This is a genomic window from Limosilactobacillus urinaemulieris (genome assembly GCF_932750685.1).
In the GTDB taxonomy this organism is placed as follows: Bacteria; Bacillota; Bacilli; order Lactobacillales; family Lactobacillaceae; genus Limosilactobacillus; species Limosilactobacillus urinaemulieris.
In genome coordinates this window covers 70,286-87,289 of sequence record NZ_CAKOBX010000007.1, presented here as the reverse complement: position 1 = coordinate 87,289, position 17,004 = coordinate 70,286, and the positions used below count along the sequence as shown (strand labels likewise).

The window sequence follows — 17,004 nt, the reverse complement described above, 5'->3', positions numbered from 1 at the left end:
CTGGTCTTACACTTTATTTTATTGTTAATTCTGCTAAAACTTTTTCTAAATGAATCCCGTGGCTAGCCTTTAATAATACGAGATCATTATCATTAATCGTTGCTTGTAAATCTGCTACTAGCTTGTCTAATTCAGTCGTGGAATAATGGTGAATTGCTGAAGCAGGATAATCCTGCTCTTCTAAGGCATTTCGAAGATTTTCCATTTCTGAACCGACAAGGTAAACTTCTTCGATCTTTTTCGGATCAATGTTAGCGGCTAAACTAGCATGAAGGCGTGCTGAGGCATCCCCCAATTCAAGCATATCACCCAAAACGACAATCCGCTTACCAGTTGTTGGCAATTCCTCAATCGTCTTTAATACTTGCTTAGCAGCTGTCGGGTTAGAATTGTAAACATCACTCAGAATTTTCTCCCCTTGAGCACCGTCGACCCACTCTGCACGATTTTCGGTTAATTCAACATTTTTCAATGCGTTCTTAATGTGCGCTGGCGTAATGTGAAGCTGTTTACCAACTGCAATTGCGGCTAATGCATTGTTAACATTGTATTCACCAACCATTGGAATTGTGAATTCCTCATCTGGCCATTCGTTAACCTTAAAGTCGATTGAAGTCTCGTGCTGTTTAACACTCGTTGCGTAGAAATCATCGGTTAATTGACGACCAAATGTAACCCTGCGTTGTTCGACATTAGCTACGCGTTCTTGAAGCAATGGTTCATCACCATTAAAAATGAAAGTTCCATCTTCTTTTAAGCCATGAACAATCTCCATCTTTGCATCAGCAATCTTGTCGCGTGTCCCAAAGAACTCGATATGGGCTTCGCCAATCATTGTTATTACTGCAAAATCAGGGGATACTAACTTACTCAAGAAGTCAAGCTGACCAGGGCGATCCATCCCCATTTCAACTACAACAACTTCGTTACTGGACTCCATATTCAAAAGGGTTACCGGTACCCCAATCTCATTATTGAAGTTCGCGTGGGTCTTTGTAACGTTCAATTGGGTACTGAGGATTGAAGCTGTCATATCCTTAGTAGTTGTTTTACCATTACTTCCCGTAACCGCAACAACGATTGGGTTAATTTTATGTAAGTAGTACTTACTTAACTGCTGTAATGATTCAAGCGGATCATCAACGACAAGAATTGGTTGGTCATCTGTCGTTGTTACATCGTGATCACTTGCCCATAGAGTTGCAACTGCGCCGTTTGCAAAAGCGCTCTCAACATATTGGTGGCCATCTTGGGCTCCTTGAAGTGGAATAAATAATGCTCCTGAATCAAGCTGTCGACTATCAAAGGCGACACTTGTAATTTCAACATCTTTCCATTGTTCAATATTGTTTTCTGCGCCGATTGCCTTCGCAATTTCGGCCAATTTCATTTTCATGGAAAAGCTCCTCTATCTCCTATATCTAAGTCTAGCTTATTAAGTATATCACACTATTAGAGTACGAGTCAGCTACTTAGAGCTTGATTGACCACAAAAAAGCGACCTTATCCTAAACTGAATAAGGTCGCCATGGTTACTTGTATGAATAAAACTCTAAATACCTACATTTCCTCTAATCGTGCAATCCGTTCATCTAGGGGCGGGTGGGTGTCAAAGAGATGCGCAAATCGTTTGTGACGGCGGTTAAGTTCTGGATCACTAATATAGAGTGATGAACTGCTTGGAGCAACGTTCTTCATTGGCTGCGCATTTTGCAGTTTCTGTAACGCACTAATCAGGCCATGAGGGTTCCGTGTTAACTCTACAGCCCCTGCATCCGCTAAATACTCTCGATTACGCGATAATGCCATTTGCGCAATTGAAGCAGCTAACGGGGCCAAGATAATTAACAAAATCGAACCAATGATGGCAAAAATACCAATTGCACTATCATCGTCGTCATCCGAACTCCGCCCACCACCAAACCACCAGAAATTACCGGCAAAATTAACTAAAGCCGTAATCGCTGCTGAAAGAGCGAGTGCGATCGTTTGAAGGCGAATATCATAGTTGCGCACGTGACTCATTTCGTGTCCCATCACGCCCTCTAGTTCTTCCCGGTTCATTATTTGAAGAAGACCTGTCGTTGCGGCAACCGCAGAGTGATGGGGATCATTTCCCGTAGCAAACGCATTGGGGCTTGGATCGTCAATGATGAATACTCGCGGCATCGGAACCTGAGCAACCATTGCCATATCTTCAACGACATGCCAGAGTTTAGGTGCTTCCTGTGCCGAATGAATTTCTTGGGCATTATTCATATTCATCACTACATCAGTTGATTGACTAACCATGACCGACATATAAATTACTGCCAGAACTCCGGCAATTATAATTCCTCCTACTGCTGTCCCTGCAAATAGGTAACCAATTGCTGCACCAATTAGTGCTACAAGAATTAAGAACCCGGTCAAAACAAAAATTGTTTTTCGCTTATTTTTAGCTATTTGTTGGTATAACATTAGGCATCACCTAATTATCAAACGAAACCTTTGGCACTTCTTTTGCTTCCTTTGGCACTTGAAGGTAATCCATCTGCTTAAAATGATGAATTTTGGCAACAATGTTACTTGGGAATGATTGAATCTTAGCATCCAAGTTAGCAACCGTTGAATTGTAGAGTTGCCGAGAATAAGCAATCTTATTTTCAGTGTTGCTTAACTCTTCCATTAATGATTGGTACTGGGTACTAGCCTTCAAGTCAGGGTAATTTTCAGCAACCGCAAATAAGGAGCGTAACGTTCCTGTCAATTCATTAGAAACCGCCATTTTTTGTGCGTGATCATCATCTGGAACATTTTCTAACTGGCTCCGTAACTGGGTAACCTTCTCTAAGGTGCTTGCTTCGTATTTACTGTACCCCTTAACCGTTGAAACCAAGTTAGGAATTAAGTCATTCCGTCGTTGGAGCTGAACATCAATTTGACTCCAGGACTCCTGAGCATGAGTCCGTAATTGTACTAGACCGTTGTACAGGCCAGCATAAAGAGCAACTAGTAACACAATAATTACAATAACAATAATTGTCGCTACCATTTCTCTTCCTCCTCTATTATTTTTTAGTAACAATTATAATATCAAATTGATCATTTAAGAGCGACACTTAAATCACTAATTTAGCAAAAAATTAGCAAATCCGGTATGATGAAAGGAAAGATAACTATGAGGTGGTTAAAATGAAGATTATTTTTGTCTGTCTCGGCAATATCTGTCGTTCCCCAATGGCAGAGGCAATGTTCCGCCAAATGGTTGCTCAAGAACATTTAAGCGACCAAATTGTAATTGACTCCGCGGCCACTAGCAATGAAGAAGAAGGCAATTCTCCTCAGCCCGGTGCACAAAAAACAATGCGTCACCATCACTTAGATCCCAGTGGCCTGGTTTCCCGTCCCATTACAAAGGCTGACTTTGACTCCGCTGACTATATTGTCTGCATGGACGATATGAATAAACGCAACCTCTTGCGAATGGCTCCAGCGATTGATCGTTATAAGATCTACCAGGTATACGACATTGTTCCGGGAAAAGAAGGCACAGTAATTCCCGATCCTTGGTATACCCATCGCTTTGAAGATACTTACCACAGCCTTGCTGAGGCTCTCCCGTTCTGGTTGAAGAAACTAAGTCACGAAATTAAAACCCAATAAATTTCCACCAAGTATTGCTTATTTCTTGTGGTATAGTATAGTTACGATTTATGGAAAGCGAGGCAATTATTATGACAAAGTACGTTGTTGAATTAAACGAAGAAGATTACCAAATGATCAAGGACTGCCATTCAAAGAACCCTTCACTAATGAAGGCAATGGATGAAGCAAAAAAGGTTGAAAAGTAGAGTGCCTTCGTCCCAAAGAGTTTCTGGAAAGCTAGCAATTTCTCCTGACGAAGGCGACTTGCGCCTAGGAAGGAGGTTGCTAGCTATAGGAAACTCGGACGAAGCACGTTTAAAGTAGAGTGCGAGCCAGCAGAGCGTGAAGCCGTAAAGAGCTCCCGGATGATAACGATTTCTCTCGACGAAGGCGACTTGCGCCTGGGAGAGAGTTCGTTATCTTGAGGGAGCTTAGGCTGAACGCATTTTGACTAAGTTGCAGTAGGACGTGTTAGCTCTAGCAAGTTCCTGGCGAGCAGTTCTTGACTAAGTTACAGTAGAACCGCCATTAGCTCAAGGTTCTCGAAAAATTAAAAGGATGCATGATAGAAATCATTAACGATTCCTATCATGCATCCTTTTATTTATGACTTTCTTCCTGTCGTATACTTACTGCTGAAATTATGTTGTACTTGCTGTGGTGCTTCATTAAATGGCATCTTCTTAACAAAGCTACCGCGAACCATTAGTCGGTGAGCACCGGTCTCATCACAGGTAATCAGAGTAATAATCTTGTTCTTAGTATTATCTACTACTTCAACCTGTGAAGGCGAAATAATCTTCCGTTCGTAAATCTTGTACTCATAAACATTCTTCAAGTCAGTAATGTACACTTTTTGACCAACCTTAGATTTAGAATACAGGGGAGAGAAAAGGACCTTACTGCCGTTAGCCATATTATGACCAGCCAACGCATAATTACCTTCCCCCATCTTCATGTTTGGCCGTAACGTTCCGGCTGCTAAAGCTAACGTTGTGTTATCAACACCATTAGCAATCGGAATCGTCATATCAATTGCTGGTACAGTAATCTCACCAATAATGTTAATTGGTTGTTTCTTTGCTCGTGCCCTTGCAACGGTCTGTAAGCTTAGATCCTGTGCATTGCTATAATCATAGTTAGCACTGCTTTGCTTACTTTGGTTCTCCTTAATTGCTTGACGAGTAATCTGCGGTCGATAACTTTCTGTTAAGTAATACTTAATCTGTTGGTTAAAGATGAGAACTACCGCAATTAATAGCAAGATCACTACCGCGGTCCACCGTAGCCATCCCCGTGATTTTTTTTGTTGTTTCATCCTACTTATCCCTCTCGTTCAATTAGATAGACATAGTATAACTTGTTTTCCATTTTTTGAACAGAAACTTTAATTATCACTGTTCTTCCTACTTCCGTCGTTCCTATTTACTGGATTATTTGGATTTCGGCCATCAAGGAGGTACTCCTCAATCATCTTAACGATTTGCTTATTTTGGGGCAAATCAGAGTGTTGCGCCTCATCACCGGTTACTGTCATCGCCGTATAATGAGCAACCTGTTTTTGAAAAATATACTTTCCTGCTTGAACACTTTCTTCTGGAACCAAACCATCAGAATCATAATTTTCCGTCCCGGCAATGGAAAAGACATTTAATGTTTTTGGCAGCTTATCACGATACTTTATTAATTCCGTGAACATTTGAGTAGGCGTTTGAATCGACTTTTCAGCAAAGTTATATGGTGTTCCCAGAGTCATTAAACTTTTAATTTTAATACTATCCTGATAGTTAGCGTAATAGTGTTCTAACCAATATGTCCAGATTAACCCACCATTTGAATGACCAAACGCCTTAAAGTTATTAAAGTAATACTGATCAGTTAATTCATCAAACGCATCATTTAACATTGCTGCCTGTTTTTTGATGTTTGAAAGACCGTCTTTATTATTTTCAAAACTAATAATAATAAACGGTTCATTATCATTTCGGGCAATCGTCCCGTTATAACTAATCTTGCCACTGTTATATACTTCCAACTTCAAAACACTATGCTTTTTATCAGTATTCTTATTCAATAACTCAATCAACTGGTTAAACCGTTCTTTCGTTGCAGAACTACCAGGGACCATAATTACTGGGGACATTCGTGACTTTTCTTGAAGAGCTAGATAGCGGTTGGTATGCTTCATCCAAAAATAAGTTGGTAAGGCAATCAAAACTAAAACAATAATGATTGATATTAGGATGCGACGACTTTTTTTACGGAGACTTCCTTCTCTTTTAACCATAGTAGTCCACCTCCGAGGAGTCTAAGTATAGCTCTTTATCAAAATGATCAATAATTTTAACAAATGGAATGAAACACCATACATCCAAGACGAATAGCGCTAATGTAAAAATCAGTACCCACCAATTACCATTGCTAGCAACAAAGCTAATCAGTGGCCCTGGCGTCCCTACCAGAACAGGATATGGAGTTGGTGGGATTAAATGAATTGCAATTGCTCCCGCAGCAATTAATATATTGACAATTGGTAATATTAAAATTGGCAGGAGGTAGAGCGGGTTCATTATAATCGGCAAACCAATCATCGCTGCGTATTCCGAATTAAAAAGTGTTGGTAACAGCGTCCTTCGAGCAACTTGGTGTTGTCCCTGACTTCGTGAAGTAATAATAATCGCCACTGTAAGAGCAAGTAACAATCCGTTGCCACCAAAATTAGCAAATGAATTATACAACGAACCACCAAAGAATGGATAAGGAACATTCCACGAGGAACCATGCCGCAAAGCATAGCTCAGGTTACTAGCAAACGGTCCGCCGCTTAAGATTGCTCCAGAGTTAGCAACATTCCCTAACCCTAACCAGTCAAAAATTGTTACCAAAGTAGTTCCAGCAATTGTCAGGAGAATTCCTTGATTATTGTGGCCGACTGTTACCATTTGGGAATAAACACCCCGTAATACTTTACTTAACCAGCTAAAGTTCAAAATATAAGTAAAAATAATTGCTAATATAACGGAGGTTACCAACGGCTTCATTGCATACAGTGATCGTTCACGAACACTAATAATTTGGTTGGTCTTCTGAAAGTTGCGTTCGATTCCTAACCAGTGATAGATTTGTCCAATCGCGTACCCCACAATCAAGGCAATCAATAAACTCTGTGTTCCGAGGAGACGCCAATTGAAGGCAATTGCTCGATCCACTGGTGCGTGATCATAGCGAAAAGCAATAATCAGAATAACGATAATTCCCGTTGCCCCGGCTAGTTGTGAATCACGATGATAGATCCTTGCAGTGTATTTGGCAGCAGCATAGGCAACCAAAATTCCAAACAGGTTAAACGTAATCTTACTAACTCCTATAAAGGCGGCTTGTAGATTTGTCATGATCCATTCTGGAACCCACACACCAAGGTAAGCTACATTGTAAAACAGGCCATCTTGACTAAGAAAGGTTCGGTATATCATCTGGGAAAATGAACCAAGTAATGCAAATGGAAATAGCATTGATAATGTCTGACGAACTACCCGAAAAAACGAGCAGTTATTTAGCTTCATTATTATCTTTATTAAGCGACGAATCATCTAATCATCATTCCTTTTAAAAACTAGTTTTATTATACCTACCGCAGTGTTACTTTGGCTGATCTAATTTCTGATTTTAAAGAAAAAAGGCGTTGGGAACTCCCAACGCCTTTATAATTGAATAAGTATGTCTTACTTGAGACCGTACTTCTTGTTGAACTTGTCCACAGCACCATCTGCTTGGGTAAACTTTTGCTTACCAGTGTAGAATGGGTGTGAATCAGAAGTAACTTCAACCCGTACTAATGGGTATTCGTTACCGTCTTCCCACTTGATAGTTTCGCTTGAGGTTACAGTAGAACCTGAGAGAAACTTGTAACCAGTAGATGCATCTTGGAATACTACTGGATGATAATCTGGATGAATTCCTTGTTTCATAATTTATTACGCTCCTTTTGCCATGAATCATTGCCTGAAACATAGATAATCAACCCTAACAGAATAACACGGATCCATTATCGATGCAATAGACTAATTAGATTTTTACTGAGCTATCGTCTTCGATAGATACTTTTGCGCCTAACCGGTTTAGCTTCCAAACGATTCGGTCATAACCACGAAGGATATTTCCAGCATTGTTAATGACCGTTGTGCCTTCTGCCATCAAGCCGGCAATTGTTAATGAAGCTCCAGCCCGAATTTCTCCAGCAGAAACTTCCGCACCATGAAGCTGATCAGTATGCTTAATAACGATCATTCCGTCACGTGCTTCAATCTTCATTCCCATCTTTTGTAATTCTGGGATATGCTTAACCCGCTTTGGGTAAATTGTATCAACAACCGTACTATCACCTTCCGCAAGTGACATCAATGGCGTGAGTGGTTGTTGCAGGTCAGTTGCAAATCCAGGAAATGGCATCGTCTTAACGTGAATTGCTTTGAGTTGCTTAACCCGAGGAACATAGATCTTATCGCTATCAATTTGCAAGTCGACACCCATTTCAATCATCTTGCTAGTAAATGATTCTAGGTGTTCTGGAATGACGTTATGAACCATTACGCCATCACCAACCGCCGCTGCCATTGCTAAGTAGGTTCCGGATTCAATCCGGTCAGCAATGATGGTATGGGTGTTCATTGATTGTAAAGTATCTACCCCGTTAATCCGAATTGTGTCCGTTCCAGCACCACGAATTTGGGCACCCATGTTATTTAAGAACGTTGCTAAATCAATAATTTCCGGTTCTTTCGCAGCGTTTTCAATCACGGTTGTTCCTTCTGCGCGAACAGAAGCTAAAATGGTGTTAATTGTTGCCCCAACTGATACCATATCTAAGAAAATCCGTGTACCGTGGAGGCCATTTGGTGCATCCAAATGAACAGTTCCGTTGTTTTCACTAACAGAAGCACCTAATGCCTTAAATGCCTTCAAGTGCTGATCAATTGGTCGTGGTCCAATATTGTCCCCACCAGGGAATGTTAACGTTGCCCGATGGAAGCGTCCTAAAAGAGCACCCATAAAGTAATAAGAAGCCCGCAAACTCTTAATTGCCTTACTTGGAAGTTCAGCTTCAATGATCTGAGTCGGATCGATTTCCAAAAATCCGTGAGTGAATGATGATTTAACGTTCATCGATTCCAAGATGATCATTAAGTTGTGAACATCCAAGATATCTGGAACAGTATCAAATTCAACTGGAGTATCAGCTAAAATTGCTGCTGGGATCAAAGCAACAGTACTGTTCTTGGCACCACCGATCGTAACTTCGCCCGAGAGTCGGTTTCCTCCTTGAATGATCATTCTTTTCATGTCCGTGTTTCCTCACTTAAAATTTCTATGATTTTATAATATTTTTAATTTAATTTTAGCTAAACATTGTTTGTTTCTCAAACAAAACAATCAATAACCATAATAATTAATAATTTAACAAATTACAACCTTTTGCAGGCAATCTTAAACAATTTTGAAGGCCGTTTTTCCGCAAAAAAAGCTCTCAAGATAAGTTATAATTCACATCCCTATCCTGAGAGCAGTTAAAAGAAATTAATTATTCTTATTTTCAACGGCAGCCTTAACAAATGCCTTAAATAAACCTTCTGGGTGGTTTGGCCGTGACTTAAATTCTGGGTGATATTGAGCAGCAACAAAGAATTTCTTCTCTGGTAATTCAACAACTTCAACTAAGTTCCGGTCAGGATTAACACCAGAAACAACCAGGCCGTGATCTTCCATCTCTTGACGGTAATCATTGTTAAATTCGTAACGATGACGGTGCCGCTGACTAATCATCTTTTGGTTATCGTAAGCTGCAGCTGCAACAGTTCCTGGCTTCAGCTTACATGGGTAAGCACCTAACCGTTGAGTACCTCCCATATCTTCAACGTCTTCCTGATCAGACATCAAGTCAATAATGTTGTGCTCAGTATTTGGATCAAATTCAGTTGAGTTTGCATCCTTGTAACCAAGAACATCACGGGCAAATTCAATACATGCGGTTTGCATCCCAAGGCAGATTCCCAAGTAAGGAACATCGTTTTCACGAGCATACTTAATTGCAGTAATCATTCCTTCAATTCCCCGGCTACCGAAACCACCTGGAACAAGGATCCCATCATAATCCTTAAGGGTATCAGCAACATTATCTGAATTAATGTTTTCAGCATTAAAGTGATCAATATCAACCTTAGCATCAACAGGGTAACCAGCATGACGAAGAGCTTCGTTAACGGAGATGTACGCATCTTGTAAGTCAGTGTACTTACCAACCATGGCAATCTTAACGGTCTTCTTCAAGTCATTTTCGATGTGGTTTACCATATCAGTCCATTCCCGCATGTCAGCAACTGGACAATCAAGACCAAAGTGATCAACCACTAATTGATCCATCCCTTGTTTTTGAAGGTTCAATGGAATTTCGTAGAGCGTATTTACATCCATTGATTCAATTACGGCCTTAGGATCAACATCACAGAATAGGGCGATCTTGGTCCGCATTTCATCGGTGATTGGCTTTTCGGTCCGAACAACCAGGATGTTTGGCTGAATTCCCAGACCACGTAATTCACGAACACTGTGCTGGGTTGGCTTGGTCTTCATTTCACCAGCTGCACGAAGATATGGAACTAGAGTCGTGTGGATGTATAAAACATTGTCATCCCCGACTTCTTCCTTCATTTGCCGAATAGCTTCCATAAATGGTTGTGATTCAATATCACCAACAGTCCCACCAATTTCGGTAATAACAACTTCAGCGTCAGTACTTTCACCCGCACGCTTAATCTTATCCTTGATTGCGTTAGTAATGTGGGGAATAACTTGAACAGTCCGTCCTAAGTAATCACCACGACGTTCCTTCCGCAGTACTTCAGAATAAATCTTCCCGGTTGTAACGTTTGAGTACTTGTTTAAGTCGTTGTCAATAAACCGTTCATAATGACCTAAATCCAAATCAGTTTCAGTTCCATCATCAGTAACAAAAACTTCACCGTGTTGGTATGGACTCATAGTTCCCGGATCAACGTTAATGTATGGATCAAATTTTTGAATGGCAACCTTTAAGCCACGGTTCTTTAACAGGCGACCTAGGGAAGCAGCAACAATTCCCTTGCCTAGTGATGATACAACTCCACCGGTTACAAAAATGTATTTAGTCATCGCGTAATTTTCTCCTTTTTGTTTTTTAATGGGGTTAGTAAATAGAAAAGACTCCCCATTTCTACTGAAACAGGGAGCCAACATTTTAACGAACGATTACCTGTAATTCACAGGCGCCCAAGAAAGATAATACAGGCTCGGCATCAGATAGTCAAGAACAAAATATTAAAAATTATTCTTCGTCATCATCGTCATCGTCGTCTTGCAACTCAGATAATTGACCTTCAATACCGTCATCAAGGCCATCATCATCGCTGTAATCGTCATCATCGTCGTCATCATCATAATCTGTGTTATCGTCATCATCCTGATCGTCAAGATCTTCATCTTCAGGATCATCGTTATCATAATCAATAACATCATCATCAGAATTAGAGTCAGCTAAGAAGGCGTTAACCTTACGACGCTTTGTCTTTGGACGATCGTCCTCTTCGTCATCTTCATTTTCACCAACGGTTGCTTCGTCGATTGATTCGTATGGGTACCATGCACGTAGACCCCAAGTGTTATCACCGAGGGAGATAAAACTGCCGTCAATGTTCAAATCAGTGTAAAACTGGGAAAGTCGTTCACGAATCTCTTCATCACTCTTACCAAGGTATTGTTGAACTTCATTAGTTAAATCAACAAATGCCATTGCTTCGCCGTGGTGTGCGAGAATAGCGTGGGCAACTTCGATCATTGAAAGTTCTGATTTGTCTTGGCCGTCAAAAATCTTTAAATCCAAATTGGTGCACATCCCTTCAAAAGTCTAAATTACAGTATACAATGCTAGGCCGCAAATTGCAATTGAACTTGGTAAGTTCCAATTAATTGTTCATTCGCAGTCAATTGGTATTCCAAATCAATTGATCCATTAACATCTTGCGGATCAAATTCTACCGCTAATCGGTTTGTTGTAACCAGCATTCCGATAATCCCGTATTCTGTTCGGTAACGAGTTTTTGTCGGTGCTGATAATTGAAATTCAAAGTCTGTTTCCCGGATGCCGCTTCGTCTTAAATGAAGTTGGTCTGTTCCAAGGCGGAATTGAACCGGAGTAGTTGTTCCGTCTTGATGTTCCTGATAGCGAAGATAATACTTACCATTTAATTCAACAAATTGTCCCTGTTCGTCAAAATGGTATTGGTCACGCTGACCATCTTGTTCCATCGTGGTCGTTAATTGAATATGGACTGGCACTACGCGTTTGATATTAAGGACCTCCCGTTTATTAAGTATCTTGCCCTGATTATAACGTCTCCGAATGTTATTATTCAACCTAGTTTAGTATAATGAAATTGTTAAATAATACCAGTATTTATAGAAAAGAAGAAGTAACTATGATTAATATTTCAAACCAACACGTCGAAATCTTTGACCAACCATTAAAACCAGCAAATAATCTTTCTTCGTTTACATATACCAATGCGATCCTCCGCGCTAGTGATCAATTACCGTCCCCAGTTCTTCATTTCTGGACCCTAGAGGACACGATCATTTTAGGGTTAAAGGATCAACGACTTCCCCACCTTTCTACTGCATTAAACTACCTTTCTAATAAAGGACTGCACTATTTTATTCGTAATTCAGGCGGGCTCGCCGTCGCCAGTGACTCTGGAATCCTCAACTTTTCCATTTTTCTGCCGTGGCACGTCATCGGCGGTGAGCTTAAAATTGATGAAGCCTACCAAGTAATGACTGATATGGTTAATGCTGCCTGCCCTGAATTAACAATTAAAACCGGAGAAATCACTCATTCATACTGCCCCGGAACCTTTGATCTTAGCGTTAATGGGCAAAAAATTGGCGGGATGTCCCAACGTCGGAACAAATCGGGAGTAGTTGTGATGCTATACCTCAGCGTTAATGGCCCTCAAATGTTACGGGGTGAAGTAATTCGCGATTTCTATACCAAGGGACTACAGGATGAAGAAAATAAATGGCACTTTCCGGATATTTGGCCAACATCAATGACCACCCTCGAAGAACTGCTTGGCAAGCCATTAAGCCTTGAAGACGCTAGGCAACGCCTGTTAAATGTTTTTAGGGACCGCGGAGAACAACAATTACGGCAAGCAATGTGGTCACAGGAATTTATCCAATACCTTGGTCAAGAACTATCAACAATCACCCGTCTTCAAGAACGCCTTCAGGGGGAGGAATAAGTAAATGTCCTTTCAGGATGAACAATTAGCTAAAGAAAAAGTCTTTCGGGACCCGATTCATGGGCAAATCATTGTCGATAATCAGATCCTGCTCGACTTAATTAATACTCCAGAGTTCCAGCGATTACGGCGAATCAAACAATTAGGGACTTCCTCGCTCACTTTTCACGGCGCGGAACATTCCCGGTTTGGTCACTGTTTAGGGGTTTACGAAATCACACGAAGAATGTGCAACAGGTTCCAGAGAAATTACCCAACTCGCAAACCTGGTGATGGTCTCTGGGACGACCGGGAACGTCCCGTTGCGCTTTGTGCCGCTCTCTTGCACGATCTTGGTCACGGCTCCTATTCCCACACTTTCGAACACATTTTTCACACGGATCACGAGGCAATTACCCGGGAAATTATTACTAGCTCGTCAACCAACGTTAACCAGATTCTAAGCCGGGTTTCCCCAACTTTTCCGGAAGAAGTTGCGAGCGTAATTGATCACACTTACCATAACCCTCAAGTTGTCCAAATGATTTCCAGTCAAGTTGATGCAGACCGAATGGATTATTTACAACGGGATTCCTACTATACCGGAACTAATTACGGAAAATTCGACCTTGACCGGGTTCTTCTCATGATGCGGCCCATCAAAAGCGGGATTGCCTTTGATATTTCAGGAATGCATGCGGTTGAAGATTATATTATTAGTCGGTTACAAATGTATCTCCAAATATACTTCCACCCCGTTTCTCGTTCAATGGAAGTAATCCTTGACCACCTTTTAAAACGGGCCAAGTATATTTATCAGCACCCTAGTGAATTTGAACCAGAATTCACCCCTTATATGCTGATGCCATTTTTTAACAATCGGTTCACGTTAGACGACTACCTTGCGCTTGATGATGGTGTCCTTACTACCTACTTTAATCATTGGACTCACTCACGAGATGAAATTCTCAATGATCTCGCCAGAAGATTCCTTAACCGGCGACCACTGAAATCTGCCTTGTACGATGAGAAATCCAAGCCGCTTTTGCCAAAGTTGCGGAAACTAATCCAAACGGCAGGGTTCAATAGTGACTATTACACCGCTGTTAATGATAGTTTTAAGCTTCCTTACGATACTTATAATCCGCAAAATTCAAACCCGCAAACTCAAATTGAATTGATCCAGCCAAACGGCAACTTAATCGAACTGTCACAAGTTAGCACGCTTGTGGCAAGTGTTTCTGGCAAAGAAGCTGGGGACCAACGATTCTTCTTTCCTAAAGAAATGCTTAACGAACACCAAGATATTGAAATCTTTGAGCCAATCTATGAAGAATTTCAAAGTTATATTCAAAACAACCACATTATTAACCCAAAGGAGCATAAACAATGACCATTAAACTAGTAGCAATTGATATTGACGCAACCCTGATTAATGACCAACGACAAATTACCCCTAAAACTAAAGAAGCCCTCGAAGCCGCAAAGCAACAAGGGGTTAAAGTTGTTCTCTGTACTGGTCGGCCAATGACTGGCGTTAACGCGTACCTTACAGAACTTGGCTTAAATCACCAGGATGACGAATACGTCATTAGTTTCAACGGTGCTCTCGCCCAATCAACTAATGAACGGGTCCTTGTTAACTATACGTTATCCTTTGACGATTATATTGACTGGCAATCCTTCTGTACTAAGAACAATGTCAAATCACAATTTGAATCTCGTGATTATATCTACACGACTAACCGTGACCTTAGTCCGTGGACGATCCACGAATCCGACCTAGTAAGTATGCCTGTCCGTGTTCGTTCGCTTGATGAAATGGCACATACGCAAGATCAGTATGTCCTTGCAAAGGGAATGATGTTAGGCGATAAAGAAGAGTTGGATCAAGTTCAAGCTAAATTTATTCAGGAGTTTGGTAGCCGGTTCACGGTTATTCGTAGTGAAGACTTCTACCTAGAAATTATTAACCACCGGGCAAGCAAGGGAAGTACCCTTAAAGCATTGAGCGAAGAGCTTGGTATCAAGCAGGACGAAGTGATGGCTCTTGGAAATGCCCAAAATGATAATTCAATGATTGAATATGCTGGAATTGGTGTAGCAATGGGAAATGCCGTTCCCGAAACTAAAGCGGTCGCTGATGTAATTACCGACACTAATAATAACGATGGGGTTGGTAAAGCAGTCGAAAAGTACGTTTTACATTAAGCAAAGTTGAAAATACCCACGGAGGAGTGAGAAAACGAAGCAATAAATGGCTTCTGTCGCTCTTCCGTGGGTATTTTTCTATTCAAACCGCTGAATTTCTTTTTCTTGAGCATGTTCATTTATATTATCTTTTGTCACTTTACCAGTCATTTGATTATAGAAGCGGTATTCACCAGTTTGTTGGTTAATAATTGCTTGATAATGGGTATAGTTATGCGGGTGTTGATCATTTTTCGGGATTGTTACAGATTGAAGAAAGGACCTTAATCCGTCAACTGTTGATACTTTGCTTCCCCAACGCGCCTGAGCTGCCAAAATAAAGCGGTCACTTGAATTGCGACCAGTAATTTGAGAATTTTTGTCAACTAAACCAGCCTTTGTTTGCGCTGTAAATTGAGCGCCTGAATCATTGCCAAGATAGTGGTTTAGCTTCTCTAGCTGGGCCGGATAAGCTGGGGTATTGGTGTATGCACCAACTGCATTTTTAAACACTACCAGCTGACCAGCTAACGGCTCAATTCCATAAGTCCCTGTTGAATCCATTAATAGCCAGTGAAACGGGTATTGCACCCCATCAAACCACCGTTCCCTTACAACACTAATATTTTCTAAATCAGCAATCACTTCTCGCACCGTAGCATGGCTTGCTAAAACCCAGTGGATAAAGTCCTGTGGGGTTAATGTTAGCTTGCCGGAATGGGCTTGCTCATAACTCGCCGCTACCGGGAAAAAGAGTTCAGCACAAACCAGTCCCCGATCATTAATTCCGTCACCAATTAGGTAGTGGTTATTAACAAGTCGCATCCCGCCCAAAATAGCATAGCGATCTTCAATTGGTTGTTCTTTACTTGCGGGACACCAGCGATAACCAGCTGGTAAAAACGTTAATCGCCATGGTGTCCGGGGTGGAAAGTCCATGGTCCGGCCAACTAATTTTTCCTGATCTAGAGTTAATACTGTACACATTTATCTTCACCCGCCTGAAATAAAAGAAGTTGTAGCGTAATTCCTATTACCTATATGAAAAACTAATAGGCGATACAATAATGGTCTCTAACATTCTGGTAAAGCAGAACGCTAGAGACCGATTGTTGCTCGCCAGGGCATGACTACGAAGTCATAAATGGCTTCTGTCACACTCTCATTGCACATGTCTTATTGTAATTTGGTAACCGCACCAGTTTGGCTGTTGTACTGATAAATTCCAATCATATTGGAAACAGTATTATCGCTATTATTTTGCCGAACTTCTAACTTATAAACACTACCATTAGCAGATGTTGGAATAATTGAATACCCCTTTTCACCTGTAAAGCCCATCTTATTTGCAAAGGCTTCGACAACACTATCACTTGTCTTAGCAGATGCTTGTTGATTTGCGATCCGCTGACTAGAAGAGGAACTTGTTGTGGCCTTAGCATTTTGCTTCTTGTTAATCTTAGATTGAAGCGTCGTATAAGCATCACGCATTGCCGTGCTGGTAGACTTTAATGGTTTCAAACTGTTAGAGGCAGTTTGGTAATCGCCATTATCATATGCACGCTTAGCAGTTAGATAATTTTGTAAATCATCCTTCAAATTATTAGCTTCATTTGAACGATTATTGGTGTTAGTTAAATTATCGTATGCTGCTTGAAAGTTATTATTCCGAATTGAACGGTTAGCCGAACGAACCGCCTTAGTTGAATCATTTTCAGACGACTGAGTACTGCTATTGGCAGATGAGCTCTTCGTAGAACTAGCCGATTGACTATTACCGCATCCGGCTAACGTTAGAACAAGGGTCAGTGCAGCAGCACCTACAGAAACATTCCTGAAGAACTTATTTACTGTCATAATTACTCCTCCTTTTTCT

The 17,004-nt window shown here is 40.9% G+C and carries 17 protein-coding genes; 4 read left to right on the top strand and 13 right to left on the bottom strand.

Annotation, left to right across the window (positions count from 1 at the left end; translation table 11 throughout):
- Positions 1 to 13 precede the first annotated feature (13 nt).
- The 3 genes from MR181_RS06200 to MR181_RS06190 form a co-directional block, all read right to left on the bottom strand.
- A complete protein-coding gene (locus tag MR181_RS06200; protein WP_242336164.1) occupies positions 14 to 1,396 on the bottom strand; it encodes a UDP-N-acetylmuramoyl-tripeptide--D-alanyl-D-alanine ligase in 1,383 nt (460 codons plus the stop codon).
- A gap of 164 nt (positions 1,397 to 1,560) precedes the next feature.
- On the bottom strand, positions 1,561 to 2,460 hold the full coding sequence (htpX, locus tag MR181_RS06195; protein ID WP_242336161.1) for a zinc metalloprotease HtpX: 900 nt from the start codon (positions 2,458 to 2,460) through the stop codon (positions 1,561 to 1,563).
- 10 nt (positions 2,461 to 2,470) lie between these two features.
- Entirely contained in the window at positions 2,471 to 3,034 is a 564-nt protein-coding gene (locus tag MR181_RS06190) for a LemA family protein (RefSeq protein ID WP_242336158.1), read from the bottom strand.
- A 140-nt stretch (positions 3,035 to 3,174) separates the two neighbouring features.
- On the opposite strand from MR181_RS06190, the gene MR181_RS06185 reads away from it, so the two are divergent.
- Entirely contained in the window at positions 3,175 to 3,645 is a 471-nt protein-coding gene (locus MR181_RS06185; protein WP_242336156.1) for a low molecular weight protein-tyrosine-phosphatase, read from the top strand.
- A 586-nt stretch (positions 3,646 to 4,231) separates the two neighbouring features.
- On the opposite strand, the gene MR181_RS06180 is transcribed toward MR181_RS06185, so the two are convergent.
- The 8 genes from MR181_RS06180 to MR181_RS06145 all read right to left on the bottom strand — a co-directional run bounded on the left by MR181_RS06180 (position 4,232) and on the right by MR181_RS06145 (position 11,994).
- Entirely contained in the window at positions 4,232 to 4,945 is a 714-nt protein-coding gene (locus tag MR181_RS06180) for a class A sortase (RefSeq protein WP_242336153.1), read from the bottom strand.
- 69 nt (positions 4,946 to 5,014) lie between these two features.
- The gene (locus MR181_RS06175) at positions 5,015 to 5,914 is read right to left on the bottom strand and encodes an alpha/beta hydrolase (RefSeq protein WP_242336150.1); all 900 of its coding nucleotides are present in this window, start codon (positions 5,912 to 5,914) and stop codon (positions 5,015 to 5,017) included.
- On the bottom strand, positions 5,907 to 7,217 hold the full coding sequence (locus tag MR181_RS06170) for a PTS transporter subunit EIIC (protein ID WP_242336147.1): 1,311 nt from the start codon (positions 7,215 to 7,217) through the stop codon (positions 5,907 to 5,909). Before MR181_RS06170 ends, MR181_RS06175 begins: the two co-directional genes overlap by 8 nt.
- Positions 7,218 to 7,349: 132 nt before the next feature.
- Positions 7,350 to 7,595, bottom strand: coding sequence for a type B 50S ribosomal protein L31 (locus MR181_RS06165; RefSeq protein WP_003717829.1), 246 nt, complete (start codon positions 7,593 to 7,595; stop codon positions 7,350 to 7,352).
- Between the two features lie 97 nt (positions 7,596 to 7,692).
- A complete protein-coding gene (locus MR181_RS06160; RefSeq protein WP_242336144.1) occupies positions 7,693 to 8,967 on the bottom strand; it encodes a UDP-N-acetylglucosamine 1-carboxyvinyltransferase in 1,275 nt (424 codons plus the stop codon).
- A gap of 234 nt (positions 8,968 to 9,201) precedes the next feature.
- Positions 9,202 to 10,812: a CTP synthase gene (locus MR181_RS06155; protein ID WP_191911691.1), complete on the bottom strand. Its 1,611-nt coding sequence runs from the start codon at positions 10,810 to 10,812 to the stop codon at positions 9,202 to 9,204.
- A gap of 172 nt (positions 10,813 to 10,984) precedes the next feature.
- On the bottom strand, positions 10,985 to 11,539 hold the full coding sequence (gene rpoE, locus MR181_RS06150; protein WP_242336141.1) for a DNA-directed RNA polymerase subunit delta: 555 nt from the start codon (positions 11,537 to 11,539) through the stop codon (positions 10,985 to 10,987).
- A gap of 44 nt (positions 11,540 to 11,583) precedes the next feature.
- Entirely contained in the window at positions 11,584 to 11,994 is a 411-nt protein-coding gene (locus MR181_RS06145; RefSeq protein WP_277956499.1) for a YwiB family protein, read from the bottom strand.
- Positions 11,995 to 12,134: 140 nt separating this feature from the next.
- Between MR181_RS06145 and MR181_RS06140 the strand changes: the two genes are divergently transcribed.
- Genes MR181_RS06140 through yidA form a run of 3 tightly spaced genes read left to right on the top strand, consistent with a single transcriptional unit; the run spans position 12,135 to position 15,149 of the window.
- Positions 12,135 to 12,959 carry a lipoate--protein ligase family protein gene (locus MR181_RS06140; RefSeq protein WP_242336138.1) on the top strand — a complete coding sequence of 275 codons (825 nt, stop codon included), beginning with the start codon at positions 12,135 to 12,137 and terminating at the stop codon, positions 12,957 to 12,959.
- Positions 12,960 to 12,963: 4 nt separating this feature from the next.
- Positions 12,964 to 14,331 (top strand): HD domain-containing protein, encoded by a 1,368-nt coding sequence (locus MR181_RS06135; protein WP_242336135.1) that lies wholly within the window; start codon positions 12,964 to 12,966, stop codon positions 14,329 to 14,331.
- The gene (gene yidA / locus MR181_RS06130; RefSeq protein ID WP_242336132.1) at positions 14,328 to 15,149 is read left to right on the top strand and encodes a sugar-phosphatase; all 822 of its coding nucleotides are present in this window, start codon (positions 14,328 to 14,330) and stop codon (positions 15,147 to 15,149) included. Before MR181_RS06135 ends, yidA begins: the two co-directional genes overlap by 4 nt.
- 78 nt (positions 15,150 to 15,227) lie before the next feature.
- On the opposite strand, the gene MR181_RS06125 is transcribed toward yidA, so the two are convergent.
- Together MR181_RS06125 and MR181_RS06120 are read right to left on the bottom strand one after the other, a co-directional pair.
- Positions 15,228 to 16,115, bottom strand: coding sequence for a linear amide C-N hydrolase (locus MR181_RS06125; protein ID WP_242336129.1), 888 nt, complete (start codon positions 16,113 to 16,115; stop codon positions 15,228 to 15,230).
- 189 nt (positions 16,116 to 16,304) lie between these two features.
- The gene (locus tag MR181_RS06120; RefSeq protein WP_242336126.1) at positions 16,305 to 16,985 is read right to left on the bottom strand and encodes a hypothetical protein; all 681 of its coding nucleotides are present in this window, start codon (positions 16,983 to 16,985) and stop codon (positions 16,305 to 16,307) included.
- Positions 16,986 to 17,004 lie beyond the last annotated feature (19 nt).